This window comes from Corynebacterium jeddahense, assembly GCF_028609865.1.
Classification (GTDB): Bacteria; Actinomycetota; Actinomycetes; order Mycobacteriales; family Mycobacteriaceae; genus Corynebacterium; species Corynebacterium jeddahense.
On sequence record NZ_CP063194.1, the window covers coordinates 660,013 to 684,491 of the forward strand.

Annotated in this window: 20 protein-coding genes, 3 rRNA genes, 1 other RNA gene and 1 pseudogene; 13 read left to right on the plus strand and 12 right to left on the minus strand. The window is 65.0% G+C overall.

Annotated features, from left to right (window positions below; all coding sequences use genetic code 11):
* Positions 1 to 22: 22 nt before the first annotated feature.
* Genes CJEDD_RS03255 through CJEDD_RS03280 form a run of 6 tightly spaced genes read right to left on the minus strand, consistent with a single transcriptional unit; the run spans position 23 to position 3,921 of the window.
* Positions 23 to 805 (minus strand): thiazole synthase, encoded by a 783-nt coding sequence (locus CJEDD_RS03255; RefSeq protein ID WP_042406767.1) that lies wholly within the window; start codon positions 803 to 805, stop codon positions 23 to 25.
* Positions 806 to 807: 2 nt separating this feature from the next.
* Positions 808 to 1,023, minus strand: a complete 216-nt coding sequence (gene thiS, locus CJEDD_RS03260; RefSeq protein ID WP_332307887.1) for a sulfur carrier protein ThiS — start codon at positions 1,021 to 1,023, stop codon at positions 808 to 810.
* Positions 999 to 2,054 carry a glycine oxidase ThiO gene (gene thiO / locus CJEDD_RS03265; RefSeq protein ID WP_042406773.1) on the minus strand — a complete coding sequence of 352 codons (1,056 nt, stop codon included), beginning with the start codon at positions 2,052 to 2,054 and terminating at the stop codon, positions 999 to 1,001. Before thiO ends, thiS begins: the two co-directional genes overlap by 25 nt.
* Entirely contained in the window at positions 2,051 to 2,719 is a 669-nt protein-coding gene (locus CJEDD_RS03270; protein WP_042406776.1) for a thiamine phosphate synthase, read from the minus strand. The genes thiO and CJEDD_RS03270 overlap by 4 nt, the downstream gene beginning before the upstream one ends.
* The gene (locus CJEDD_RS03275) at positions 2,712 to 2,963 is read right to left on the minus strand and encodes a DUF7218 family protein (RefSeq protein WP_042406777.1); all 252 of its coding nucleotides are present in this window, start codon (positions 2,961 to 2,963) and stop codon (positions 2,712 to 2,714) included. The genes CJEDD_RS03270 and CJEDD_RS03275 overlap by 8 nt, the downstream gene beginning before the upstream one ends.
* 19 nt (positions 2,964 to 2,982) lie before the next feature.
* Positions 2,983 to 3,921 carry a cation diffusion facilitator family transporter gene (locus CJEDD_RS03280; RefSeq protein WP_042406780.1) on the minus strand — a complete coding sequence of 313 codons (939 nt, stop codon included), beginning with the start codon at positions 3,919 to 3,921 and terminating at the stop codon, positions 2,983 to 2,985.
* A 212-nt stretch (positions 3,922 to 4,133) separates the two neighbouring features.
* Here CJEDD_RS03280 and CJEDD_RS03285 point away from each other — a divergent pair, with 212 nt between their 5' ends.
* Complete coding sequence (locus CJEDD_RS03285; protein WP_042406782.1) at positions 4,134 to 4,301, plus strand: hypothetical protein; 168 nt, start codon at positions 4,134 to 4,136, stop codon at positions 4,299 to 4,301.
* Between the two features lie 14 nt (positions 4,302 to 4,315).
* Here CJEDD_RS03285 and CJEDD_RS03290 read toward each other — a convergent pair whose 3' ends face one another.
* Positions 4,316 to 4,759, minus strand: a complete 444-nt coding sequence (locus CJEDD_RS03290) for a GNAT family N-acetyltransferase (RefSeq protein ID WP_042406784.1) — start codon at positions 4,757 to 4,759, stop codon at positions 4,316 to 4,318.
* Positions 4,734 to 5,984, minus strand: coding sequence for a DUF418 domain-containing protein (locus CJEDD_RS03295; RefSeq protein WP_042406786.1), 1,251 nt, complete (start codon positions 5,982 to 5,984; stop codon positions 4,734 to 4,736). Before CJEDD_RS03295 ends, CJEDD_RS03290 begins: the two co-directional genes overlap by 26 nt.
* A gap of 160 nt (positions 5,985 to 6,144) precedes the next feature.
* Here CJEDD_RS03295 and CJEDD_RS03300 point away from each other — a divergent pair, with 160 nt between their 5' ends.
* On the plus strand, positions 6,145 to 7,014 hold the full coding sequence (locus CJEDD_RS03300; RefSeq protein ID WP_042406789.1) for a S1 family peptidase: 870 nt from the start codon (positions 6,145 to 6,147) through the stop codon (positions 7,012 to 7,014).
* 12 nt (positions 7,015 to 7,026) lie between these two features.
* Here CJEDD_RS03300 and CJEDD_RS03305 read toward each other — a convergent pair whose 3' ends face one another.
* Positions 7,027 to 7,833, minus strand: coding sequence for an inositol monophosphatase family protein (locus CJEDD_RS03305; RefSeq protein ID WP_232297701.1), 807 nt, complete (start codon positions 7,831 to 7,833; stop codon positions 7,027 to 7,029).
* 7 nt (positions 7,834 to 7,840) lie between these two features.
* The gene (thiC, locus tag CJEDD_RS03310) at positions 7,841 to 9,697 is read right to left on the minus strand and encodes a phosphomethylpyrimidine synthase ThiC (protein WP_042406795.1); all 1,857 of its coding nucleotides are present in this window, start codon (positions 9,695 to 9,697) and stop codon (positions 7,841 to 7,843) included.
* A 180-nt stretch (positions 9,698 to 9,877) separates the two neighbouring features.
* Here thiC and prfB point away from each other — a divergent pair, with 180 nt between their 5' ends.
* The 11 genes and pseudogenes from prfB to rrf all read left to right on the plus strand — a co-directional run bounded on the left by prfB (position 9,878) and on the right by rrf (position 21,221).
* Positions 9,878 to 10,987 (plus strand): peptide chain release factor 2, encoded by a 1,110-nt coding sequence (prfB, locus tag CJEDD_RS03315; RefSeq protein WP_273657617.1) that lies wholly within the window; start codon positions 9,878 to 9,880, stop codon positions 10,985 to 10,987.
* A gap of 17 nt (positions 10,988 to 11,004) precedes the next feature.
* Positions 11,005 to 11,697, plus strand: coding sequence for a cell division ATP-binding protein FtsE (gene ftsE, locus CJEDD_RS03320; protein WP_042410066.1), 693 nt, complete (start codon positions 11,005 to 11,007; stop codon positions 11,695 to 11,697).
* 2 nt (positions 11,698 to 11,699) lie between these two features.
* A complete protein-coding gene (gene ftsX, locus CJEDD_RS03325; RefSeq protein ID WP_042410063.1) occupies positions 11,700 to 12,602 on the plus strand; it encodes a permease-like cell division protein FtsX in 903 nt (300 codons plus the stop codon).
* A gap of 28 nt (positions 12,603 to 12,630) precedes the next feature.
* Positions 12,631 to 13,128 carry an SsrA-binding protein SmpB gene (gene smpB / locus CJEDD_RS03330; RefSeq protein ID WP_042410059.1) on the plus strand — a complete coding sequence of 166 codons (498 nt, stop codon included), beginning with the start codon at positions 12,631 to 12,633 and terminating at the stop codon, positions 13,126 to 13,128.
* A 20-nt stretch (positions 13,129 to 13,148) separates the two neighbouring features.
* Positions 13,149 to 13,799, plus strand: coding sequence for an SDR family oxidoreductase (locus CJEDD_RS03335; protein WP_042410056.1), 651 nt, complete (start codon positions 13,149 to 13,151; stop codon positions 13,797 to 13,799).
* Positions 13,800 to 13,862: 63 nt separating this feature from the next.
* Positions 13,863 to 14,253: a transfer-messenger RNA gene (gene ssrA, locus CJEDD_RS03340) on the plus strand.
* A 127-nt stretch (positions 14,254 to 14,380) separates the two neighbouring features.
* On the plus strand, positions 14,381 to 14,944 hold the full coding sequence (locus CJEDD_RS03345) for an META domain-containing protein (RefSeq protein WP_081764615.1): 564 nt from the start codon (positions 14,381 to 14,383) through the stop codon (positions 14,942 to 14,944).
* A 179-nt stretch (positions 14,945 to 15,123) separates the two neighbouring features.
* Positions 15,124 to 15,341: pseudogene (locus CJEDD_RS03350) on the plus strand (iron ABC transporter ATP-binding protein); the annotation flags it as partial.
* Between the two features lie 601 nt (positions 15,342 to 15,942).
* A 16S ribosomal RNA gene (locus CJEDD_RS03355) occupies positions 15,943 to 17,457 on the plus strand.
* Positions 17,458 to 17,866: 409 nt separating this feature from the next.
* Positions 17,867 to 20,947, plus strand: a 23S ribosomal RNA gene (locus tag CJEDD_RS03360).
* Positions 20,948 to 21,103: 156 nt separating this feature from the next.
* A 5S ribosomal RNA gene (rrf, locus tag CJEDD_RS03365) occupies positions 21,104 to 21,221 on the plus strand.
* The 16S, 23S and 5S rRNA genes sit together here, the layout of an rRNA operon.
* Positions 21,222 to 22,158: 937 nt before the next feature.
* Here rrf and CJEDD_RS03370 read toward each other — a convergent pair.
* Positions 22,159 to 22,812, minus strand: a complete 654-nt coding sequence (locus tag CJEDD_RS03370) for a DUF3239 domain-containing protein (RefSeq protein ID WP_337956178.1) — start codon at positions 22,810 to 22,812, stop codon at positions 22,159 to 22,161.
* 11 nt (positions 22,813 to 22,823) lie between these two features.
* Entirely contained in the window at positions 22,824 to 24,464 is a 1,641-nt protein-coding gene (locus CJEDD_RS03375) for a DNA repair helicase XPB (RefSeq protein WP_042408898.1), read from the minus strand.
* Between the last annotated feature and the right edge of the window lie 15 nt (positions 24,465 to 24,479).

Consider the following 24,479-nt stretch of genomic DNA (forward strand, 5'->3'; position numbering starts at 1 on the left):
CAGTTCGTCGCGGGGGAGCAAATTACAGCACCTCGTCGGCCCAGCTCGCCAGGCCCTCGAACGTCGAAGACGCCACCGCGTGCTCGCGCTTCGGGATCCTGCCTGCGGATCGCGCCAGCCGACCCGCCTCGACGGCGTGCCGCATGGCCTGCGCCATCGCCACCGGGTCCTGGCAGCGGTTCACCGCGCTGGCCAACAGCACGCCCGAGCAGCCGAGCTCCATCGCCAGCGCCGCGTCGGAGGCGGTGCCCACTCCTGCGTCGATAAGCACCGGCACCTCGGCGCGCGAACAGATGAGCTCGATGTTGTGGGGGTTGAGGATGCCCAGGCCGGTGCCGATGGGGGAGCCGAGCGGCATCACCGCCGCGGCGCCGAGGTCCTCGAGGCGTTTCGCGGCCACGGGGTCGTCGGACGTGTAGGCGAGGACGGTGAAGCCCTCGTCGACGAGCTGCTCGCACGCGTCGACGGTCTCCACGACGTCGGGCAACAGCGTCCGGTCGTCCGCGATGACCTCGAGCTTCACCCAGTCGGTGCCGAGCGCCTCGCGCGCGAGCTTCGCCGTGATCACGGCGTCGCGCGCGGTGCGGCAGCCCGCGGTGTTCGGCAGCGGGCGGATGCCCAGGCGGCCGAGCAGTTCGAAGACGCTCTCCCCGCCGCCGGTGGTGGCGGAGTGGCGCCGCATGGCCACGGTGGTCAGCTCGGTGCCGGAGGCGGCCAGCGCCTTTTCGAGCATGTCAAACGAGCTCGCCCCGCCCGTGCCCATGATGAGGTGCGACGCGAACTGCGTCCCCGCGATCTCCAGCACAGCTAGCCCCCCTGCACCGCGGTGAGGATGTCGGCGGCGCAGCCCTCGCGCAGCGCCCGGTCCCACTGCGAGCGGGGCACGACCTCGCCGTCGATGGCCACGGCCGTGCCATTCTCGGGCGCGCCGGCCTCGGCGACGAGCTCCGCGACCGTCCCCGCACGCGTCGTGGTGGTTTCGCCGTTGAGCGTGATGTTCATTCGTGCCTCCTCGGGTCGCATGCGGACAAGTCTATTGAGGGCTTGTGCTTCTCGACGAGCTCCGCCCCACACCGCGCCGCCAGCGCGCTGAGCAAGATCCCGTGGCGGAAGTAGCCCGTGGACACGACCGTGCGCTCGTCCAACCGGCCGAGGTACGGCAGGTCGTCCGGGGTGCCGGGCCGCGCGCCGGCCGTGGCCTCGAGGAAGTCGCACTCCTCGACGGCGGGCACGAGCTCGATGGCGTCGCGCAGCAGCTGGTGCACGCCCTGGACCTGGGGCGCGGCGCGGCCGTCCTCGCGCGTGGTCGCCCCGACCGTGAGCGTGCGGTCCTCGCGCGGGATGAGGTAGACGGGGCGGTCCTCGACGAAGCCGCGCACGACGTGGGTGAGCAGCGGGTACTGGTGGTCCGGCACGCGCAGCTGGAGCACGTCGCCGTAGACCGGGCGTAGGTCGAGATAAGGCAGGAGCGCGCGGGCGCCGAGCCCGTTGGCGATGACGACCTGGTCGGCGTCGAGCGTGCGTGCGTCGTCGATGCGCTGGGGGTCGACGCGGACGCCGGCGGCCCGGCAGGCGCTGAGAAGCGCCTGCGTGAACAGGCGGGGCTGCACCTGGTGGTCGCCGGCGATGCGCACCGCGCCGTTGATCGCGGGGGAGAGCGCGGGCTCGAGCGAGCGCGCCGCGCGGGTGGTTACCTTCTCCACCTCCATGCCGTGCTGCGCCTGGTAGTCGCGTAGCTCGGCGAGGTGGGTCTTGTCCGCGGTGTCGCGGGCGACGACGAGTGTGCCGTCCGTGCGGTAGCCGGTGGGCAGGTCGGTGTACTTGGCGGCGAGGGCGATGAGCTCCGGGTACCACTCGGCGGAGGCGCGCATGAGGGGGAAGAGCGGCTCCTGCTTGTACACCACCTCCGCGGTGGGGGCGAGCATGCCGCCGGCGTGGTGCGAGGCGCCCGACGCCGGGGCCGGGTCGTGGACTGTGACGCTGTGCCCCCGGTCCGCGAGGGTGAGTGCGGTGGAAAGCCCGATGATGCCAGCGCCGACGACGTCGATATTCACGGTGTCGAGCGTAGCGCGCGGCGCCCGCGGTCGAACTCGGTAACCACCCGGGCGCAGTAGGCCTGCGGGTCGTCCGCGTGCATGATGCCGCGCACGATCGCGCACCCGTCGACGCCCGCGCGGGCGAGGTCGGCAGCGTCGTCGGCGGTGACGTCGCCGATGGCCACCATCGGCAGCCGCGAGGCCGCGGCGAGGGCGGGGTAGCCATCGAGGCCGATGAGTGAGCGGCCGGAGTCCTTCGTCGGGGTGGCGCGAAACGGCCCGCAGCCGATGTAGTCGATGGCGTCCTTGTGCTCGTTCGCGGCCTGGACAAGCTCCATCGTGCCGGTGGTCAGGCCGATCACGGCGTCCGGCCCGAGCAGCTCGCGCGCAACGCGGACGTCGAGGTCGTCCTGGCCGAGGTGCACGCCCGCGACGCCCTGGCCGCGCAGGGCGAGCGCGACGTCCACGCGGTCGTCGATAAGCACCCGCGCCTCGGGGCTGACCTCGTGGACGGAGGCCGCGACCTCGCGCGCGAGGGTGTACAGGTCGCGCGCCGAGATCGGCTTCGAACGGACCTGGATCACGCCCGCGCCACCGGCCGCGGCCGCGCGGGCGCGCTCGACCACGTCTGGGCCCTGGCCGGTGACGAAGTAGCAGCGCAGGTCGACGGTTGGCCTAGTCACGAAGCGCCTTGATCAGCTCGTCCTTGGTCATCTCGGAGCGGCCCTCGATGTCCAGCTCCTGGGCGCGCTTGTACAGCTCGTCCTTCGTCCAGTCCTCGTAGGAGCCAGCCTCGCCGCCGCGCTTGCCCACCGCGGAGCGGCCGTCGCGCGCGGCCGCGTTCGCGATCGCGGCGGCCTTGGACTTGGAGTTGCCCTCCTCGAGGAGGGTCTCGTAGAGCTCGGGGTCCTTGATTGAGTCAGCCATGGCCCCCACAGTAGGCGCGCTAGACCGTCATCGGGCCGGTGCGGGTGGGGTGGCCGAGCGGCTCGACGTGGACGATGGTCTCCGCGCCGCCGAGCGCCTCCGCCAGCCCCGCCTCGACGGCGTCGGCGTGGTCGTGCGAGCGCGACACCGTCCACTCGCCCGGCACCTGCATGACCAGGTTGACCAGGCGCTCGCGGCCGGCGGCGGCGGTGCGCACCGAGGTGAACGTGACGCCATTGGCCGCGGCGTAGTCGTCGAGGAACCTGTGCACGATCTCGGTCTCCTCTTTCGGCAGCGCCTCGGAGAGCAGGCCCAGCATCGCGCCCTTGAGCAGCTTGTAGCCGGTGAACATGACGTTCAGGCCGACGACGAGCGCCACGATCGGGTCGAGCGGCTGCCAGCCGGTGAGCCACACCAGCGCCATGCCGACGATGACGCCGACGGTCGTCCACACGTCGGTGAGCAGGTGGTGCCCGTCGGCGTCGAGAGTGGCCGAGCGGTACTTCTTGCCCGCCCGGATGAGGGCGACGCCGACCGCGCCGTTGAGCACGGTGGCCACGACGGAGAACAGCAGGCCGACGCCGACCTGCTCGAGCGGCGAGGGGTTGATGAGCCTGTCGATGGCGGTGATGATGATGGCCACCGACGCCACGAGGATGAGCGAGCCCTCCACCTGCGCGGAGAAGTACTCGGCGCGCGAGTGGCCGAAGTTGTGGTTCGCGTCCGCGGGCTTCGCCGAGAGCCGGAGCGCCCAGAGCCCCACGGACGCGGCGATGAGGTTGATGCCCGACTCGATCGCATCCGAGAGGAAGCCGACGGAGCCGGTGACAAAGGCGGCGGTGGCCTTCAAAATGATGGTGAGCACGGTGGCCACGATGGACAGCCACATGAACCGCTCGAGCAGCTTCTGCCCGTTCGCGGGGGCGTTGTTCGCGGGCGCGTTGGCAGGCGAGGGCATGGAATACACCTTTGGGGTCGGGGAAATTACGGCACCGAAGGTCTCGCCCGCATCCGGTCGCACCGGAGCCTGCTGCCCGGGCGCCGCCGAGAGCCGGGACGCCAGTGTGTCGAACAGCCAGTTGGTGAGCTACTCCCCTTCAACGGAGCAAAAGTGTAGCAAACCGGTACCCTGGGCTGCGCAATCGGAAGCTTCAGAAAGGTGGTACCACCATGGGCCGTTGGGTCATCGCAATCGCAGGCGCCGTCGTGGGCGCCCTCTTCTTCGGCTGGCTGCTCAGCATGCTCGGCGTGTCCGGCATCCTCTACACCGTCGGCGTGCTCGTCGGCTCGGCCGTCACCTCGTCCGCCGCCGGCGCGCTGATCAAGCCGGGGCAGTAGCGTATCGACGCACGCTAGCGCCGCAACCGCATCCGCCGGTGAGGGATGCCGGTATCGAGGAACTCCTCGCCCTCGGCCACGAGCCCGAACTGGGAGTAGTAGCCGACGAGCCCGGCCTGCGCCTCGATGACAAGGTCGCCGGGCCAGCGCTGCGTGTACTCGATGCCCGCGCGCACGATCTCGTGCCCGAGCCCGGTGCCGCGGTAGTCGGGGCGCACGACGAAGCGGCCGAAGCGCGAGCCGGTGTCAGTGGGGAAGACGCGGGCGCAGCCGACGACGGTGGTGGCCGAAGGTGCGTCGTCAATCGCGAGAATGTGCCTCGTGTCCGGGTTGGCGTCCTGGTCGTCGATCTCGTTGTAGGGGCAGTCCTGCTCGGCGACGAAGACGTCGACACGCAGCTTGTACAGCTGGTGGACCTCGAGTGGGGTCATCTCATGCAGGGATTTGAACGCGATCATATTTTGGCTCGATCCTTCCTGTTGTGCCGTAGGAAACGTGGCGGTGCGCCCACTCGAAGGGGCCCTGCTTGCCCGCGCGGTCGAGCAGCACGGCGAGCGCGAGCGTGATCAACCAGACGAGCGTGCCCGCGCCAAGCTGGCCGGAAACCGGCGCGTCGTGGGCGAGGCCGAGGCTAAACGGCATGACGATGGCGACGAAGAGGAACGACTGCGCCAGGTAGCCCGACATCGAGCGCTTGCCCAGGGCGACGAACGCGCGTGCCCACGCGGGAACCTCGTTGCGCAGCGAATCCGTCGCGAGCGCCAGCGCGGCGAGGATGCCCGGGCCGGTGAACATGCCGAAGCCCTGATTGAGCATGTAGAACGGCATCTCGAGCTCGGGCGGGAGGACCCCGGCCGCCGCCAGGCCCCAGGGCAGGCCGATGCAGAGCACCACCGCAGCGCCGATGACGGTCCAGGTGATGAGGGTTTTGCGGTGCTCGGCGACGTCGATAAGCACCCGCTCCCTCGCCCAGAGGTACCCGATGATGGTGAGCGCGCCGAGCTGCGCCACCGCGAACGGCTGGTTGACCAGCATGAGCAGGCCGCCGCGGAAGTTCGCGGCGAAGTAGGCGCTGAGCGAGGCGAAGTCGCCCGGGGAGTCCATGCCGGCGGCAGTGTCCTCGAAGAAGTAGGTCGCCGCGGCGCCGAGGGTGCCGAGGAGCGTGAAACACGTGAGGATGGTGTAGGCGATGATGCGCAGGACTTTGCCGGAAAGCGTGAACATGAGCGCGAGGAGCACGCCGATGAGCCCGTAGGTGAGCATGATGTCGCCGTAGAACAGCAGGAGCATGTGCGCGAGGCCGAACAGCGCCAGCGCGCCGTAGCGGCGCAGCAGCACGCGCCGCGCCTCCTTCGAGGTGTAGCCCTTGCGGGCGAGGCTCGCGGCGACGAGGCCGAAACCGAAGCCGAGCAGCGTGGAAAACATCGGCAGCCCGCGCACGTGGACGAACATCGCCGCGAGCACGGCGCAGACCTCGTCGAGCAGGTTCCCCGGGCGCACGCCGCCGACCGACCAACCCGCCCGTGTGTGGTCCTCCGTCCAGTCGTTGACAATCCACGCGGTGGAGGCGTTTGCCAGCGCGATGCCCCACAGGGCGGTGCCCCGGGCGAGGTCGGGGACGATGAGGCGCTGCTGCGTCGCGCGGTTCGGCTTGGGAGGGGGAATCGGCGCAGGTTGGTTCATGAGCCCCAAGCTACCGGCTCAGTCCTGCATCAGCCACGGGGAGACGCCGGCGAGTGCTCGTCATGCGCTCATGCTACGCGCCTCGCCGCCGCGCGGCGTGTGGTTGAATGGGACTATTGTTTTTAAAGTTGCTTAAGTTGCACAAGTGATAGGGGATTTCATGCGCCGCCGCCACGCCGTTCGCACCTTCGCCGCTTCGCTCTTGGTTGCCGCCGGGTGTGCAGCGCCCGTCGCGCCGGGCGCGCTCCCGGCCGCGCACGCGGACGACGCCGCGCCGGTGGAGAACTTCCAAAACTACGTCTGGCGCTCCGACCCGGTGTCCAAGACGCTGGCCGGCAAGCCGTTCGCGGACCAGGTGCTCCACCGCGTCCCGGGCTCCCTCTTCGACGCGCCGCGCATCCCCGCCGAGGCGGAGCAGGCCGCCGCGCGCGGCAACGCCCTCTATGGCCCTGGCACCCCGATCTACGTGGGCAACAACCCCGGCCAGGAGGTCATGTGCACCACCACGGCCGCAGGCTACAACGACCGGGGCGAGAAGGTCGCGCTCACCGCCGGGCACTGCGGCAACGTCGGCGACGCGGTGAGCTCCGCCGACGCCTGGCGGCTCGGCCGCACCGGCACCGTCACCTTCGTCAACCCGCAGCTCGACTACGCGGTGATCACCCTCGCGCGCAACACCGAGGTGACCCGCTCGTACAACGGCGTGACCGTCAACCACCTCGGCGGCGCCCCGGTCAAGCCGGGCGGGCAGGTGTGCAAGTTCGGCGTCGCCTCCGGCTACACGTGCGGGCCCACCATCAGCGACTGGGGAGCGGTGAACCAGAACCACGTCTGCGCGATGCAGGGCGACTCGGGTGCGCCGCTGCTCGTCGGCGATAGCGTGATCGCGATGGTCAACGGCGGCCTGTGGCACCCGCCGTTCAACGTTGCTTGCCACACGCCGCTGCAGGGGCCGATCCACGCGCCGACGGGCTCCGTGCGCCTCGACGCGGTGCTTTCCGATCTGCCGGGCGGCTTCCGCTTGCCCTAGGCGCCGAGGGCTTTAGGCGTCGTTACGCAGCAGCGCGATGACGTCGCCGGCCATCTGCGCGTTGCCCGCGACGCACCAGGTCACCCCGCCCGCGTCGACCTTCTCCGCGCGCCCTCCGGCGGCCTCGACGAGCGCCTTGCCGGGCAGCCAGTCCCAGTCCGCCACCGTGTGCTGCAGCCAGCAACCCATCTGGCCGGACGCGATGTTGGCCAGGTCCACCGAACCCGCGCCCATCATCCGCACCGTCGCGGCCTCGCGCGCCACCCGCAGCCAGGCCTCGCGCACCGCGTCGTCGCGCATGTTCGAGGGGTGGAGGTACGTCACCAGGGCCTTTTCGCGTATCGACGCCTCCGGCAGCGACCCGAGCACCTCCCCGTCACGCGTGGCCACCCCGTCCGCCGCGAGCCACGTCGTGCCCGTTGCGGGGCGGTGGACGGCGCCGATCGCGGGGGTGCGGTCTGCGTCGGCGCTGACGAGCGCGAGCGCGGAGCAGAAGTAGTCCGAGCCTTGCGAGAAGTTGTACGTGCCGTCGACCGGGTCGATCACCCACGTGCGGCCCGTCTGCGAGTCGCGGGCCGCACCCTCCTCGCCGAGCACGCCGTCCTCGCCGCGCAGCGCCTCGAGCACGTCCGCGACGAACCGCTCGGCGGCCCGGTCCGCGTCGGTGACCACGTCGGAGATAGACGTCTTGTAGTCGGTGCCCAGCCCGCCCGCGCGCATCTCGAGCGCGAGGGCGCCGGCGTGCTCGACGAGGGCGGCGGCGAGCTCGGCGTCGGTGGAGTGGCGGTGGGCGGTGATGAAGGCTTGGGTGTCGGTCACGCGGCCATTATTGCGCAGCTGGCGCGCCCGCGCCGTGCTGCGCGTCCTGCCCGTGCTGCGCCTCCGTCTCCGCGAGGTAGACGTTCGAGCCGAGCTCGCGGAACTCCCGCGCCATCTCGTCCTCGCCGCGGCGGTAGTCCTCCCCGCCGGCGAAGGTGGGGATGCCCAGGTCCGCGATCATCGCCCGGTTCTCATCGTCGAGGGCCTCGTCGATGGCGTCGCCGAACTCGTCGCGGATGTCCTGGCTGATGCGCATCGAGCAGAACTTCGGCCCGCACATGGAGCAGAAGTGCGCCGTCTTCGCGGGCTCCGCCGGCAGCGTCTCGTCGTGGTAGGCCTGCGCGGTGTCCGGGTCGAGGGAGAGCGCGAACTGGTCGTTCCAGCGGAACTCGAAGCGCGCCTTGCTCATCGCGTCGTCCCAGTCGCGCGCGCCGGGGTGGCCCTTCGCTACGTCGGCGGCGTGGGCGGCGAGCTTGTAGGTGATCACGCCCGTTTTCACGTCGTCCTTGTTCGGCAGGCCGAGGTGCTCTTTCGGGGTGACGTAGCACAGCATCGCCGTGCCGCCCATCGCGATGTTGGCCGCGCCGATGGCGGAGGTGATGTGGTCGTAGCCCGGCGCGATGTCCGTGACCAGGGGGCCGAGGGTGTAGAAGGGGGCGCCGCCGCACCATTCCTCTTCCTTCTCGTTGTTCACCTGGATCATGTTCAGTGGCACGTGGCCCGGGCCCTCGATCATCACCTGGACGTCGTAGTTCCAGGCGCGCTTGCACAGCTCGCCGATGGTTTTCAGCTCGGCGAACTGGGCGGCGTCGTTGGCGTCGGCCACAGAGCCGGGCCGGAGGCCGTCGCCAAGCGAGAATGCGACGTCGTAGGCCGCGAAGATCTCGCAGAGCTCGTCGAAGTTCTCGTAGAGGAAGGACTCCTTGTGGTGGGCGAGGCACCAGCCGGCCATGATCGAGCCGCCGCGGGAGACGATGCCGGTGACGCGCTTCGAGGTCAGCGGCACGTACGGCAGGCGCACGCCGGCGTGGATGGTCATGTAGTCGACGCCCTGCTCGCACTGCTCGATGACGGTGTCGCGGAAGATCTCCCACGTCAGGTCCTCCGCGATGCCGTTGACTTTCTCCAGCGCCTGGTAGATGGGCACGGTGCCGATGGGCACCGGCGAGTTGCGCAGGATCCACTCGCGGGTGGCGTGGATGTCGTCGCCGGTGGACAGGTCCATCACGGTGTCCGCGCCCCAGCGTGTCGCCCAGCGCAGCTTGTCCACCTCCTCGCGGATCGAGGAGGTTACCGCCGAGTTGCCGATGTTCGCGTTGATCTTGGTCAAAAACGCGTTGCCGATGATCATCGGCTCGCTCTCGGGGTGGTTGACGTTGTTCGGGATGATCGCGCGGCCCGCGGCCACCTCGGCGCGCACCTTCTCCGGGTCGCAGTGCTCGCGCAGGGCGACGAACTCCATCTCGCGGGTGATCTCGCCGCGCCGGGCGTAGTGCATCTGGGTGACGCGCTTGCCCTCGTGTGCCTTGCGGGGCGCGCGGGAGACCCCGCGCCATTCCTCGCTTGCGGCGCCGCGCTTGACGGCGGAACGGCCGTCGTCAAGCAAATTGCGGCTGCGGCCCGTGTACTCCTCGGTGTCGCCGCGGTCCGCGATCCACCCGCCGCGCAGGTCGGGCAGGCCCTCTTCGGGCTCCGCCCACGGCCCGCGGGTGCGGTACACCTTGAACGGCGCGTTCGGGCCGGTGGGGGAGTCGTCGAGCTGGATCGCGGTCTCCGGTACCTCGAGGCCACCCTGCGCGATCGGCGCGTAGGAGTGCTTCGGGTGGATTTCGCGGGCGTAGATGTCGGCAGTGTCGTTCGACATGGCATGCTCCTTACTTCCTTCGCTGGTGCTAACCAGACAGGTTCGAACGGTGCTCGCGCGGCTGTGCACGTGTGGCGTCAGCGCGATCTCAGCCCGGTGCCCCGGGCGCCCGTGTTGGGACGCCAGGCAGTCTAACGCGTCTTTCAGGTTCCGGCAGGCGGTTCGCTAAACTTGCCCAGCATGCAGCCGGAGACGCACGCGCGAATCAACACCCTCAGTGCCACGCTTTCCACCATTGAGAAGGTGATGGACCTCGACGACCTCGCCGAGCGCGCCCGCGAACTCGAGGCGCAGGCGGGCGACCCGTCGCTCTGGGACGATCCGGCGCACGCGCAGCAGGTGACCACCGAGCTGTCCAACGTGCAGGCGCGGCTGAAAAAGGTGTCCTCGCTGCGCTCGCGTATCGACGACCTCCCGGTCATGTACGAGCTCGCCGAGGAGGAAGGCGACGCCTCGATGGCCGACGAGGAGCTGGCGGACGTCGCCGCCCAGATCGACTCGCTCGAGGTGCAGACGATGCTCTCCGGCGAGTACGACCAGCGCGAGGCCGTGGTGAACATCCGCTCCGGCGCCGGCGGCGTCGACGCCGCGGACTGGGCCGAGATGCTCATGCGCATGTACGTGCGCTGGGCGGAAAAGGCCGGGCACAAGGTCGACGTCTACGACATTTCTTACGCGGAGGAGGCCGGCATCAAGTCGGCCACCTTCGTCGTGCACGGCGAGTACCTCTACGGCCAGCTCTCCGTCGAGCAGGGTGCGCACCGGCTCGTGCGCATCTCGCCGTTTGACAACCAGGGCCGGCGCCAGACCTCGTTCGCCGAGGTGGAGGTGCTGCCGGTGGTGGAGCAAACCGACCACATCGACATTCCGGACTCCGACATCCGCGTCGACGTCTACCGCTCCTCCGGGCCGGGCGGCCAGTCGGTGAACACGACCGACTCGGCGGTGCGCATCACGCACCTGCCCACCGGCATCGTGGTCACCTGCCAGAACGAGAAGTCCCAGATCCAGAACAAGGCCTCCGCGATGAACGTGCTGCAGTCCAAGCTGCTCGAGCGCAAGCGCCAGGAGGAGAAGGCGGAACTCGATGCGCTCGGCGCCGGCGGCAACGCGAGCTGGGGCAACCAGATGCGCTCCTACGTGCTGCACCCGTACCAGATGGTGAAGGACCTGCGCACGGAGTACGAGGTGGGCGACCCGCAGAAGGTGCTCGACGGCGACATCGACGGGTTCCTCGAGGCCGGGATCCGCTGGCGCATGGCGCAGCAGCAACAGGAATCACAGCAGTAACAGGTAAGGTGAGCCGCGTGATCCGATTCGACCATGTGACCAAGGCGTACCCGACGTCGACGCGCCCCGCGCTGTCCGACGTCAGCCTCGAGATCCCCGACGGCGAATTCATCTTCCTCATCGGCGCGTCCGGCTCCGGCAAGTCCACGTTTCTGGAGCTGCTTATCCGCGAGGAGAACGTCACCTCGGGCGACATCTACTTCGACAACTTCCACGTCAACGCGCTCTCCGGCAAGCAGGTCAACGCGCTGCGCCAGTCCATCGGCTACGTGTTCCAGGATTTCCGCCTCCTGCCGCGGCTGAGCGTCTACGACAACGTCGCGTTCGCGCTCGAGGTCATCGGCAAGCCGAAAGACCGCATCGCCAAACTCGTCCCGGAGGCCCTCGAACTCGTTGGCCTCGCGTCGAAGGCCCAGCGCATGCCGCAGGAACTTTCCGGCGGCGAGCAGCAGCGCGTGGCCATCGCTCGTGCGTTCGTCGATAAGCCGAAGCTCATGCTTTGCGACGAACCTACGGGCAACCTCGACCCCGGCACCGCCAGCGAGATCATGGCGCTGCTTGCGCGCATCAACCGCATGGGTACGACGGTGATCATGTCCACGCACAACGCGCGCGCGGTGGACGAGATGCGCAAGCGTGTCGTGGAGCTGCAACTGGGCAAGATCGTGCGCGACGAAACCAACGGGGTCTACGGGGATGTGAGGAAGTAACCATGAACTGGAATTTCATCTTCCGCGAAGGGTTTAAAGGCCTCGGCCGCAACCTCACCATGACTATTGCGCTCGTGATCACCACCGCGCTTTCGCTCGCGCTCGTGGGCACCGGCGCGCTCATCTCGAAGGCGACCGCGGAGACGAAGGATCTCTACCTCGACCGCGTCGAGGTGATGGTGGAGCTCGACGAAGACATTTCCGCGAACGACAAGGACTGCTCCTCCGACGCCTGCAAGCAGGTGCGCGACACCCTGCAGGCGGACAGCGAGGTGGAGCAGGTGACGTTCCGCTCCCGCGAGCAGTCCTACCAGCGCTTCGTGGAGCTGTTTCAGGACTCCGAGCCGGAGCTTGTGCGCGAAACCGCCCCCGACGCGCTGCCTGCGGCGCTGCACGTGCGGCTGAAGGACCCGACGAACACCGCGCCGCTGGACAAGGTCCGCGACATGCCTCAGGTCGCGGTGATCACCGACCAGGCCGACACCGTGCGCTCCGCGGCGGGGACGCTGAACACGTTCCGCAACGCCGCGTTCGCCGTGGCGGCGGCGCAGGCGCTCGCCGCGGTGTTCCTCATCGCCAACATGGTTCAGCTCGCCGCGTACAACCGTCGCGAGCAAATCGGCATCATGCGCATGGTGGGCGCCTCGCGCTGGTTTACCCAGGCGCCGTTCGTGCTCGAGGCCGTGCTCTCCGTGCTCATCGGCGCGGTGCTGGCCACCGTGGGCGTGTGGGCCGGCAAGCAGTTCGTCGTCGACCCGATGCTCGGCGACCTCTACTCCTCCCAGCTCATCGCCCGAGTGCCGGACAGCGCGGTGTGGACGGTCATGCCGCTCGTGGGGCTCGTCGCCATGGTGCTGGGTGGCATCGCGGCGCAGGTGGCGCTGCGCTCCTACGTGCGTAAGTAGGGCGGTAGGGGGTACACTTAGCGCTCTTATGTCCAAGAAGAACAAGAAGACGAAGCTTTCCAACACCGGTGTCCTCGCGACCAACCGGAAAGCTCGCCACGATTACACCATCTTGGACACCTGGGAGTGCGGCCTCGTGCTCCAGGGCACGGAGATCAAGGCGCTGCGCGAGGGCAAGGTGTCGCTCGTCGAGGCCTTCGCCACCGTCGACAACGGCGAGGTCTGGCTGCGCAACATGCACATCCCGGAGTACTCGCGCGGACACTGGACGAATCACCCCCCGCGCCGCACCCGCAAGCTCTTGCTCCACCGCCGCGAGATCGACTCGCTCGAGGGCAAGCTCCGTGACGGCAACCGCACGCTGGTGCCGCTGTCGCTCTACCTCAAGGACGGGCGCGCGAAGGTCGAGCTCGGCCTCGCCCAGGGCAAGCAGGATTACGACAAGCGCCGCGACATCAAGCGCCGCACCGAGGACCGCGAAATCACCCGCGACCTCGGCCGCAAGCTGAAGGGGATCAAGGCCTAATTTCGCTACGGTGGGTGCCTATGAAGAAGGCACTCATTACCGGAGCATCACGCGGCATCGGCCGCGCCATCGCCGAGGAGCTCGGCCGCGACCACCACATCTACGCCGGCGCATCGAAGGACGCCTCCGACGTCGTCGCCGCGTTGCCCAGCGCCGAGCCGTTCGAGGTGGATCTCACCGACACCGACGCGATCTTGGAGGCGGCCTCCAAGATCGAGGAGCTCGATGTCCTCGTCCTCGCCGCCGGCGTGCTGCACAAGGGCCCGTTCGAGGAGCTCACCGACGAGCAGTGGCGCGAGTCGATGGCCGTGAACCTCCTCGCGCCGGTCGCGCTTACCCGCGCGGTGCTGCCTGCGTTGCGACGTTCCTCCGGCCTCATCATCGCCATCAACTCCGGCGCCGGCTTCCACGGCGTCGCGGACAACACCGCCTACTGCGCGTCGAAGTTCGCCCTGCGCGGATTTACCGACGCGCTGCAAGAAGAGGAGGCGGGCAGGATCCGCGTGACCTCCCTGCACCCGGGGCGCACCGACACGGACATGCTCGCCGGCGATGACGGCCGGCCGAAGATGGACGCCGCGGAGGTGGCCAAGGCGGCCCGGTTGGCCGTCGACGCAGGGCCGGACGCGGTGGTGGAGTTTCTCCGCGTGCGCCCGGCGCGGACGTCGTAACGCCTCTTGTGCATCTGGGCCGCGTGCGGTAGCATTTCATCTCCTACGGTTCCCGTAGTCGAAGGGGTCGATTCTGGTTTCGACTTCATCTACTTAGCCAGGGGAAGCGTGCCGGTGCAGGCAGGAGACCACCGTAAGCGTCGCTGTAACCAATAAACGCAGAGAAGAACTCTCAGCGTGACTACGCCCTCGCTGCCTAATAAATAGAGCAAGCGACCTGCGTGTCCGTCAGGCCGGGGAAGTCCCCGACCCGGTACCTGGCGTCGACTAAGGGGACTTGCCTTCCGGCCGTGTCAGTGGGGCCTTGGAAGGGACACCTTTCACTGACTGGGCCCGTCATCCGGACATGTTTGCCTGATCCGGAGGGTCGATGAGAGACGACGTGCGGACTGCGCACGGAGAAGCCCTGGCGCGGTGATGAAGGACCCGGGTTCAATTCCCGGCGGCTCCACCGAGTGTGAAACCCCCGACCTGCACGGTCGGGGGTTTCACCGTAGAAGAGGGTGGACAGCGTGTTGGAGTTCCGTGCGCGTTCGGTGAATTCCATTGCGCCCTCGGCGCCACCACGTACGGTCGGGCGCATGACTTCCAAAACGATGTCAACGACAGCGAAAATTGTGTCCGCCGCAACCGCGCTCGCCGCGTCTGCTGGTGCCGTCCTCGGCGCCGGAGTCGCCAGCGCCCAGATGTCGTCCACTGGCCAGGGTGTCGACCAGTGGGTGCAACAGGCGCTGTCGACGCAGGACAGCGCGGTGATGCGCCAGGGGAGTGGTTTCGTGATGAAGGACCTGCCCGAAGGGGCCCAGCCGCTGCCCGTGCGGGAAGCCAAGGCGGCGCTGGCGAAGCCCATCGAGGCGAAGGACGACCCGAACATCGCCCTCACTTTCTATCCGGAAGGCCGGGTGTACTACTACGACGGCTGCAATTCCGGTAACGCGTCCTACGAGGTCGACGGGCGCGGGGCGGTGCACGTCGGGCCGATGGCCGAGACTCAGCGCCTGTGCGAGCCAGCGGCGATGAATAAGGCCGACGAACTCAAGGCGATCCTGCGCGCCAACCCGTCGGTGTACCGCATTGACACGAACACGATTGCCCTGGGTGCCCAGGGCAAGGCGATCGAGTTCCAGCCGGGGGCTGGTCGCTAGGCCTTTGGTCGTCGATACGCGGACGCTCGGGGGGTGCTGTCCGTAATCAACGACTCCGCGCCGCTCAAGAACGTCACCGCGGTGAAGGATACACCGAGATCCTCAACCGTAGCGGACAATTTGTCTGTCTCACCGATGCCAGAACGGAGCGATCATCTCGCGCTACATCGGCTTCTTTGGGTGGACAGCGCAAGCGCGCCTACGTGGCGATGGTGCCTGGGCCAAGACACGCCGCAGCACGCGAATTCGGGCGCACCATCGTTATCATGCTGCACGACATTAACTTCGTCGCGCGCTACGCCGACTACATCTGCGCGACGACCTTCCCACCAAGATCTTCGATACGCCGGTGCAGGGTATCGACGGGCCTCACGGGCCGAACGCCGCATACCACTAAAATACCTCGCTGCCTGGGTGTTTGTGTTGGTTGGTGGTTCGTGGTTATATATCGATCCGTTGCTTCTGAGCGGTTGTTGCCGGTCAGGGGGAATGAGTGAAGTTGATATGGTTGCCGTTTGGTGAACGGTGGTTGAACTTGGGTTTGACTTTTGTTTACCGGGTGGGTAACTTACTCTTTTGCGCCGCTTGATCGGCTGGGACTGTGTGGTTCTGGTTGCTGGGTGTGCTGGTGTTGTTTGAGAACTCGATAGTGTGCCAATGTACTTTTGTTGCGTGGGTTGTTTGCCTGCCTTGTGTGCACTGTGTTTTGCATCCTTTGTGTTTGTTTGGGTGTGTGCCGGTGGTGGTGTGGTTGAATCCATTGATGGATCATGCTGCTGTTTGGTTTGGTGTGCGCGGGTTGGTTGATTTTCTCGCGTTTTTTGCTGACCCCCTTTTTTTCCCTGTCGGGTGGGGGTTGGTGTTGAACCTTTGTAATTTTTGGATTTTTTGCCAGGTCTGATGCTGCTGCTGTTATTGGTGGTGGTGTTGGTTTGGTTTGTTTTTTGGTTGGGTTTTGGGCTTTTCACGGCCTGTTTCACTGGTTTTGTTGAAACTTTTTTGTGGAGAGTTTGATCCTGGCTCAGGATGAACGCTGGCGGCGTGCTTAACACATGCAAGTCGAACGGAAAGGCCAGTGCTTGCACTGGTACTCGAGTGGCGAACGGGTGAGTAACACGTGGGTGATCTGCCCTGCACTTCGGGATAAGCTTGGGAAACTGGGTCTAATACCGGATAGGACCGCATTTTGGATGGTGTGGTGGAAAGTTTTTTCGGTGTGGGATGAGCTCGCGGCCTATCAGCTTGTTGGTGGGGTAATGGCCTACCAAGGCGTCGACGGGTAGCCGGCCTGAGAGGGTGTACGGCCACATTGGGACTGAGATACGGCCCAGACTCCTACGGGAGGCAGCAGTGGGGAATATTGCACAATGGGCGCAAGCCTGATGCAGCGACGCCGCGTGGGGGATGACGGCCTTCGGGTTGTAAACTCCTTTCGCTAGGGACGAAGAGGAATTGACGGTACCTGGAGAAGAAGCACCGGCTAACTACGTGCCAGCAGCCGCGGTAATACGTAGGGTGCGAGCGTTGTCCGGAATTACTGGGCGTAAAGAGCTCGTAGGTGGTTTGTCGCGTCGTTTGTGTAAGTCCGCAGCTTAACTGCGGGACTGCAGGCGATACGGGCATAACTTGAGTGCTGTAGGGGAGACTGGAATTCCTGGTGTAGCGGTGGAATGCGCAGATATCAGGAGGAACACCGATGGCGAAGGCAGGTCTCTGGGCAGTAACTGACGCTGAGGAGCGAAAGCATGGGGAGCGAACAGGATTAGATACCCTGGTAGTCCATGCCGTAAACGGTGGGCGCTAGGTGTGAGTCCCTTCCACGGGGTTCGTGCCGTAGCTAACGCATTAAGCGCCCCGCCTGGGGAGTACGGCCGCAAGGCTAAAACTCAAAGGAATTGACGGGGGCCCGCACAAGCGGCGGAGCATGTGGATTAATTCGATGCAACGCGAAGAACCTTACCTGGGCTTGACATACACTGAATCGCTGCAGAGATGTAGTTTCCCTTGTGGTTGGTGTACAGGTGGTGCATGGTTGTCGTCAGCTCGTGTCGTGAGATGTTGGGTTAAGTCCCGCAACGAGCGCAACCCTTGTCTTATGTTGCCAGCGGTTCGGCCGGGGACTCATGAGAGACTGCCGGGGTTAACTCGGAGGAAGGTGGGGATGACGTCAAATCATCATGCCCCTTATGTCCAGGGCTTCACACATGCTACAATGGTCGGTACAACGCGTCCGCGAGCCTGTGAGGGTGAGCTAACCGCTGAAAGCCGGCCTTAGTTCGGATTGGGGTCTGCAACTCGACCCCATGAAGTCGGAGTCGCTAGTAATCGCAGATCAGCAACGCTGCGGTGAATACGTTCCCGGGCCTTGTACACACCGCCCGTCACGTCATGAAAGTTGGTAACACCCGAAGCCAGTGGCCTGTGAAAGGGAGCTGTCGAAGGTGGGATCGGCGATTGGGACGAAGTCGTAACAAGGTAGCCGTACCGGAAGGTGCGGCTGGATCACCTCCTTTCTAAGGAGCTTTATGTTTGCCCGCAGTTGTGGGTGTGGTGGTTGATGTCACCGAGTGTGTGACTGCCACCTGTATTTTGAGAAATCCGGAGTGGATGCGCACCTGCCTCATTGTGTGTGGGGTGGATAGGGAGCAACCACAAAGGGGTTGCGCGTGAACACGGTGTGTGTGTGGTGGGTTGAGTGACCTGGTTGCGTGGCAAAAGTGGTTTGTTGGTGCACTGTTGGGTGTCTGGGGCAGCACGAGTGTGTGTGTTCCTGATTGTGCCCCTGTCGTGGGTGTGCTGCTGCTGTGTTGGTGGTGGTGTGCTTGTGGGGGGTGGTGTTGTGTGAGAACTGTATAGTGGACGCGAGCATTATTTTTCTTTCTTTTTTTGTGTTTTAGTGTTTTGTGCGCTGATTGTGTGTCCGTGTGTTTTGTTACGGGCGTATGGTGGATGCCTTGGCATGCTGAGCCGATGAAGGACGTGTGAGGCTGCGTTATGCCTCGGGGAGTTGCCAACAAAGCGTTGATCCGAGGATGTCCGAATGGGGAAACCCAGCACCAGTTGTGTGGTGTTACCTGCAGGTGAATGCATAGCCTGTGTGGGGGTTGACGCGGGGAAGTGAAACATCTCAGTACCCGTAGGAGAAGAAAACAATTGTGATTCCGTGTGTAGTGGCGAGCGATAGCGGATGGTGGCTAAACCGTGTGCGTGTGATACCTGGCAGGGGTTGCGTGTGCGGTGTTGTGGGGCATGAATGTCGCAGGCTGTCAACTGTGAGCATGATGCGCGTGTGTCAGCGGAAGCATCTGGGATGGTGCACCGGAGTGGGTGATAAGTCCCGTACGTGAAGGCATGTGTGGTTGTGTTGTTTGTGTTCCCGAGTAGCAGCGGGCTCGTGGAATCTGCTGTGAATCTGCCGGGACCACCCGGTAAGCCTGAATACTCAGTGTGACCGATAGTGAATGAAGTACCGTGAGGGAATGGTGAAAAGTACCCCGGGAGGGGAGTGAAAGAGTTCCTGAAACCATGCGCTTACAATCCGTCAGAGCACCTGTATGTGTGTGATGGCGTGCCTTTTGAAGAATGAGCCTGCGAGTCAGCGGCATGTCGCGAGGTTAACCCGTGTGGGGTAGTCGTAGCGAAAGCGAATCCGAATAGGGTGTTTTTGAGTGGCATGTCCTGGACCCGAAGCGGGGTGATCTACCCATGGCCAGTGTGAAGCAGCTGTAAGAGGTTGTGGAGGCGCGAACCCACTTAGGTTGAAAACTGAGGGGATGAGTTGTGGGTAGGGGTGAAAGGCCAATCAAACTCCGTGATAGCTGGTTCTCCCCGAAATGCATTTAGGTGCAGCGTGATGTGAGCTTGCCGGAGGTAGAGCTACTGGTTGGTTGAGCGGGACTATCATCTTAGCGACGTCAGCCAAACTCCGAATGCCGGTTGAAGTGGTGCATTGCAGTGAGACTGTGGGGGATAAGCTTCATAGTCGAGAGGGAAACAGCCCAGATCGCCGGTTAAGGCCCCTAAGGGTGTGCTAAGTGGAAAAGGATGTGGGATCGCGATGACAGCCAGGAGGTTGGCTTAGAAGCAGCCACCCTTGAAAGAGTGCGTAATAGCTCACTGGTCGAGTGGTTCCGCGCCGACAATGTAGTGGGGCTCAAGCACACCGCCGAAGCCGCGGCAACAATGTTTTGTTGGGTAGGGGAGCGTCGTGTGTGGGGTGAAGCCGTATCGTAAGGCGGGGTGGACTGCACGCGAGTGAGAATGCAGGCATGAGTAACGAATGGCAAGTGAGAATCTTGCCCGCCGGATGACTAAGGGTTCCTGGGTCAAGTTCGTCTTCCCAGGGTGAGTCGGGTCCTAAGGCGAGGCCGACAGGCGTAGTCGATGGTCAACGGGTTGATATTCCCGTACCCGTATACGCGCGCCCAGTATCGAAGCGGTGATACTAACCACCCTGACCCGCCGGCATGATCATCATTGATGATCAGTTGGTGGTAACGCGTGGGGCCTGATCCGTGGTAGGTCAGTGATGGGGTGACGCAGTGAGGTAGCCGAGCCGCTTATTGGATTGCGGTGCAAGCGTGTGGCACGACAGCATGTCAAATGTGGCTGTCACTATGTGTGAGGCGTGATGCGTAGCCCAAACGTTGGGTGATGTTGGTGATCCTGGACTGCCGAGAAAAGCCTCTAGCGATGTGCGTGTACGGCCCGTACCCTAAACCGACACAGGTGGTCAGGTAGAGAATACTAAGGCGCTCGGGTGAACTGTGGTTAAGGAACTCGGCAAAATGCCCCCGTAACTTCGGGAGAAGGGGGACCACACTCGGTGACACCACACACGTGGTGGAAGCTGAGGGTGGTCGCAGAGAAGAGAGGGGAGCGACTGTTTATCAAAAACACAGGTCCGTGCGAAGACGATGAAGTTGATGTATACGGACTGACGCCTGCCCGGTGCTGGAAGGTTAAGAGGACCTGTTAGACCCCTTGTTGGGTCGAAGCGGAGAATTTAAGCCCCAGTAAACGGCGGTGGTAACTATAACCATCCTAAGGTAGCGAAATTCCTTGTCGGGTAAGTTCCGACCTGCACGAATGGCGTAACGACTCCCCTGCTGTCTCAACCACAGGCCCGGTGAAATTGCAGTACGAGTAAAGATGCTCGTTTCGCGCGGCAGGACGAAAAGACCCCGGGACCTTCACTATAGCTTGGTATTGGCATTCGGTGCGGTTTGTGTAGGATAGGTGGGAGACTGTGAAACCGTCACGCTAGTGGTGGTGGAGTCGTTGTTGAAATACCACTCTGACCGTAGTGGATATCTAACCTTGGCCCATGATCTGGGTTGGGGACAGTGCCTGGTGGGTAGTTTAACTGGGGCGGTTGCCTCCCAAAATGTAACGGAGGCGCCCAAAGGTTCCCTCAGCCTGGTTGGCAATCAGGTGCAAGAGTGTAAGTGCACAAGGGAGCTTGACTGCGAGACTTACCAGTCGAGCAGGGACGAAAGTCGGGACTAGTGATCCGGCACCTACTTGTGGATGTGGTGTCGCTCAACGGATAAAAGGTACCCCGGGGATAACAGGCTGATCTTCCCCAAGAGTCCATATCGACGGGATGGTTTGGCACCTCGATGTCGGCTCGTCGCATCCTGGGGCTGGAGTAGGTCCCAAGGGTTGGGCTGTTCGCCCATTAAAGCGGCACGCGAGCTGGGTTCAGAACGTCGTGAGACAGTTCGGTCTCTATCCGCCGCGCGCGTTGAAACTTGAAAAAGGCTGTCCCTAGTACGAGAGGACCGGGACGGACGTACCTCTAGTGTGCCAGTTGTTCCGCCAGGAGCATCGCTGGTTGGCTACGTACGGAAGGGATAACCGCTGAAAGCATCTAAGCGGGAAGCCTGTTTTAAGATGAGGTTTCATTCGAGGTTCCCAGCAGACTACTGGGTTGATAGGCCGGAACTGGAAGCACCGCAAGGTGTGGAGGCGACCGGTACTAATACACCAATAAACACACCAACACGCTCAACCAAGTGTGCAAAACACCAAACAACCAAACACGAAACACGACAAGAAAACAATCCACCGCGTCCACTGTGCAGTCACTGACACAACACCAACACAATCACACAACCAAATACACACAGACACATCGTGTACCCCCCACATAGATGTGTCGGTGGTTGATAGCGGCGGGGAAACGCCCGGTCCCATTCCGAACCCGGAAGCTAAGCCCGCCCGCGCCGATGGTACTGCCCCCGGGAGGAGGTGGGAGAGTAGGTTACCGCCGACCCAACAACTTCACACCAACACCCGCCACACACCAACCCTAATGGTGCGCGGCGGGTGTTGCCTTATACCCAACCCCCAGCACACACCACGCACGCGCATCGCAGACACCGCATTGCGGACACTGCAGGTACCCACCGATCCCGCGACGGGGGCTTTCCGGCGGGTAAGTCGGTTCAGTCTCATTGCGGACTCCACCAGTCTGCATTGCGGACACGGCAGGTACCTACACACTCCGCAATGCAGACCTGGTTCGCAGTGGGGAAAGGTACTTCACCCTCATTGCGGACACCGCGACTCTGCATTGCAGACAACGCTGGTACCTTCACACTCCACAACGCAGACTTCCCGGCGTGCAAGACGGCCCAACCTCATTGCGGACTCCTGGCGGACACCGCGGCTCCGCATTGCAGACACTGCAGGTACCTACATACTCCGCAATGCGGACTTGTTTCGCGGTGAGGAAGGGACTTTCGTTTTGTTGCGGACAACACCGGTTAAGCATTGCGGACACCGCAGCTCCGCATTGCGGACAACGCGGGTACCTACACACTTCGGATACCGGACCTGGAGCGCAGCGCGGGAAGATGCTCTGGCCTCATTGCGGATCCCGCCACTCCGGACTGCGGACTTCTGCGCTGCGGACAGCGCAATCGCCTCACACCCCGCAGTGCGGCTTGGATGTCATTGGAGGGGCGGAACGCTGCCAGTGCTGCTAGCCCTCAGCGCGGAAACCGCCACATTAGTCACACGCCACCTGGGTAAACCCGCGGAGCACGACGCTGAGGGCTAGCACGGGCACCAGCTCACTAGCCCTCAACGACAAGGCTGTCACACGAGTAACAGGCCACCAGGCAAAACGTGTGGGCCACCACGCTGAGGGCTAGCAACCGCATCCAGAACCCCCGAGCCAACCCCGGTCGGCCCCGGCGCACCCCGACCTACAGCTCAACCACGCTGTTCTTGGAGCGCTCGATGAGTTCGGGGCTTTTCGCGGCCTTCTGCAGCGCGACCCACTGTTCCTGGGGGACTGCCTTCCGTGCCTCCGTGATGACGTCCGTGTCGGGGGTGCCCCACGCGATGGGCATCGGGGTGATGGTCATCCAGTGCTGCTGGTCCCGGGAGGAGCGCTGTGCACCAACTGCGGCGACCGGAACCTTAGTGCCCGTCGCGTCCGGGGTGTTCGGGATGGGATGTACGACGCGGGAGGTGATGGCCCACGCCGGGGGTGCTGCTGGGTCGACGTTCTTGTTCACCAGCGCGGTGAGGGTGACGGTGGTTCCAGCCCGCTCGGTGATGATGGCGGGGGCGAGGGGGTGGGCGTCGTAAAGCTGCTGCGTCTTGCCCACGCTACGGGGGATGAGCAGCGCCACCACGAGCATGAGCACGCCGAACAACGCAAGCCCAAGCGAGCCGAGGATGTGCCAGGGGGAGCCGCTGTCCACGAGGAACCAGACGAGCGCGGCGCCGGCGACGGAGAGTACAAAGAGCGTCACGCCGGAGGCGACGAGGCTGCGGGTGTCGCGCACCATCTCGTTGTGCTGCTTCGCGTAGGCCTCGTCGACGTCGAACTTGAAAACCTTCATGCCACTCATGGCATCCAAGTTTAAAGGTCGGCGGCGTCCACCAGCCGGTACGCGTAGCCCTGCTCGGCGAGGAAGCGCTGCCGGTGCATGGCATACTCGGCGTCGAGCGTGTCGCGCGCGACCACAGTGTAGAACACTGCCTCGGCGCCGTCGGCCTTGGGCCGCAGCAGCCGGCCCAGCCGCTGGGCCTCCTCCTGGCGTGAGCCGAACGTGCCGGAGACCTGGATGGCCACGGCGGCTTCGGGGAGGTCGATGGAGAAGTTCGCCACCTTCGAAACCACCAGGGTCGTGATCTCGCCGGCGCGGAACGCGTCGAAGGCCTGCTCGCGCTTTTTGGTGGTGGTTTTGCCGTCGACCAGCGGAGCGTCGATACGCGATGCGATCTCCTCGAGCTGGTCCACGTACGCCCCGATGATGAGGGTCGGCTGGCCCGCGTGTTTCGCAAGCAGCGTATCGACGACTTTCAGCTTCCCACGCGAACAGGCGGCGAGCCGGTAGCGCTCCCGCGTCTCGGCGGTGGCGTAGGTGAGGCGCTCCTCGTCGGTCATCGTGGTGCGGACCTCGACGCATTCGGCGGTGGCGATGTAGCCGGCCATCTCGAGTTCTTTCCATGGGGCGTCGTAACGCTTGGGCCCGATGAGGGAGAAGACGTCGTCTTCGCGGCCGTCCTCGCGCACGAGGGTGGCGGTGAGCCCGAGTCGGCGGCGCGACTGCAGGTCGGCGGCCATGCGGAAGACGGGGGCGGGCAGGAGGTGGACCTCGTCGTAGATGATGAGGCCCCAGTCGCGGGAGTCGAAAAGTTCGAGCGCGCGGTATTCGCCCTTGGTCTTGCGGGTGACCACCTGGTAGGTGGCGATGGTCACGGGACGGATTTCCTTCTTCTCACCGGAGTACTCGCCGATCTCCTCGGGGGTGAGCGTGGTGCGGCGCAGCAGCTCGTCCCGCCACTGACGGCCGGCGACGGTGTTGGTGACCAGGATCAACGTGGTGGTCTGCGCCTGGGCCATCGATGCTGCGCCGACGATGGTTTTGCCGGCGCCGCAGGGCAGCACCACGACGCCGGAGCCGCCCTCCCAGAACGATTCGGCGGCGTACTGCTGGTAGTCGCGCAGCTCCCACCCGTCGTGGTTGAGCGCGATCGGGTGGGATTCGCCGTCGACGTAGCCGGCGAGGTCCTCCACCGGCCAGCCCAGCTTGGTCAGCTCCTGCTTGATCTGGCCGCGGGCCGAGGGGTGGACGGGGGCCGTGGTGTCATCGATAGGCTTGGCAATGAGTGGCTGGATCTTCTTGCTGCGGGTGACCTCGGAGAGGATCGCGGGGTCGTCCGCCTCGAGGATGAGCCCGTGGGCGGGGTGTTTGACCAGCTTGAGGCGGCCGTAGCGGGCCATGGTTTCGGCGACGTCCACGAGCAGCGCCTGCGGCACCGGGAAGCGGGAGAACTGTTCGAGCACGTCCACGGCCTGCTCGGCGTCGAAGCCGGCGGCGCGGGCGTTCCACAGCGCGAGTGGGGTGATGCGGTAGGTGTGCACGTGCTCGGGGGCGCGCTCAAGCTCCGCGAACGGGGCGAGCGCGGCGCGGGCCTTGGGCGCGTCCGGGTGCGCGACTTCGAGCAGGACGGTCTTGTCCGATTGGACGATCAGGGGGCCGTCGCCGAGAGCCATGCGATCTACTCCTAA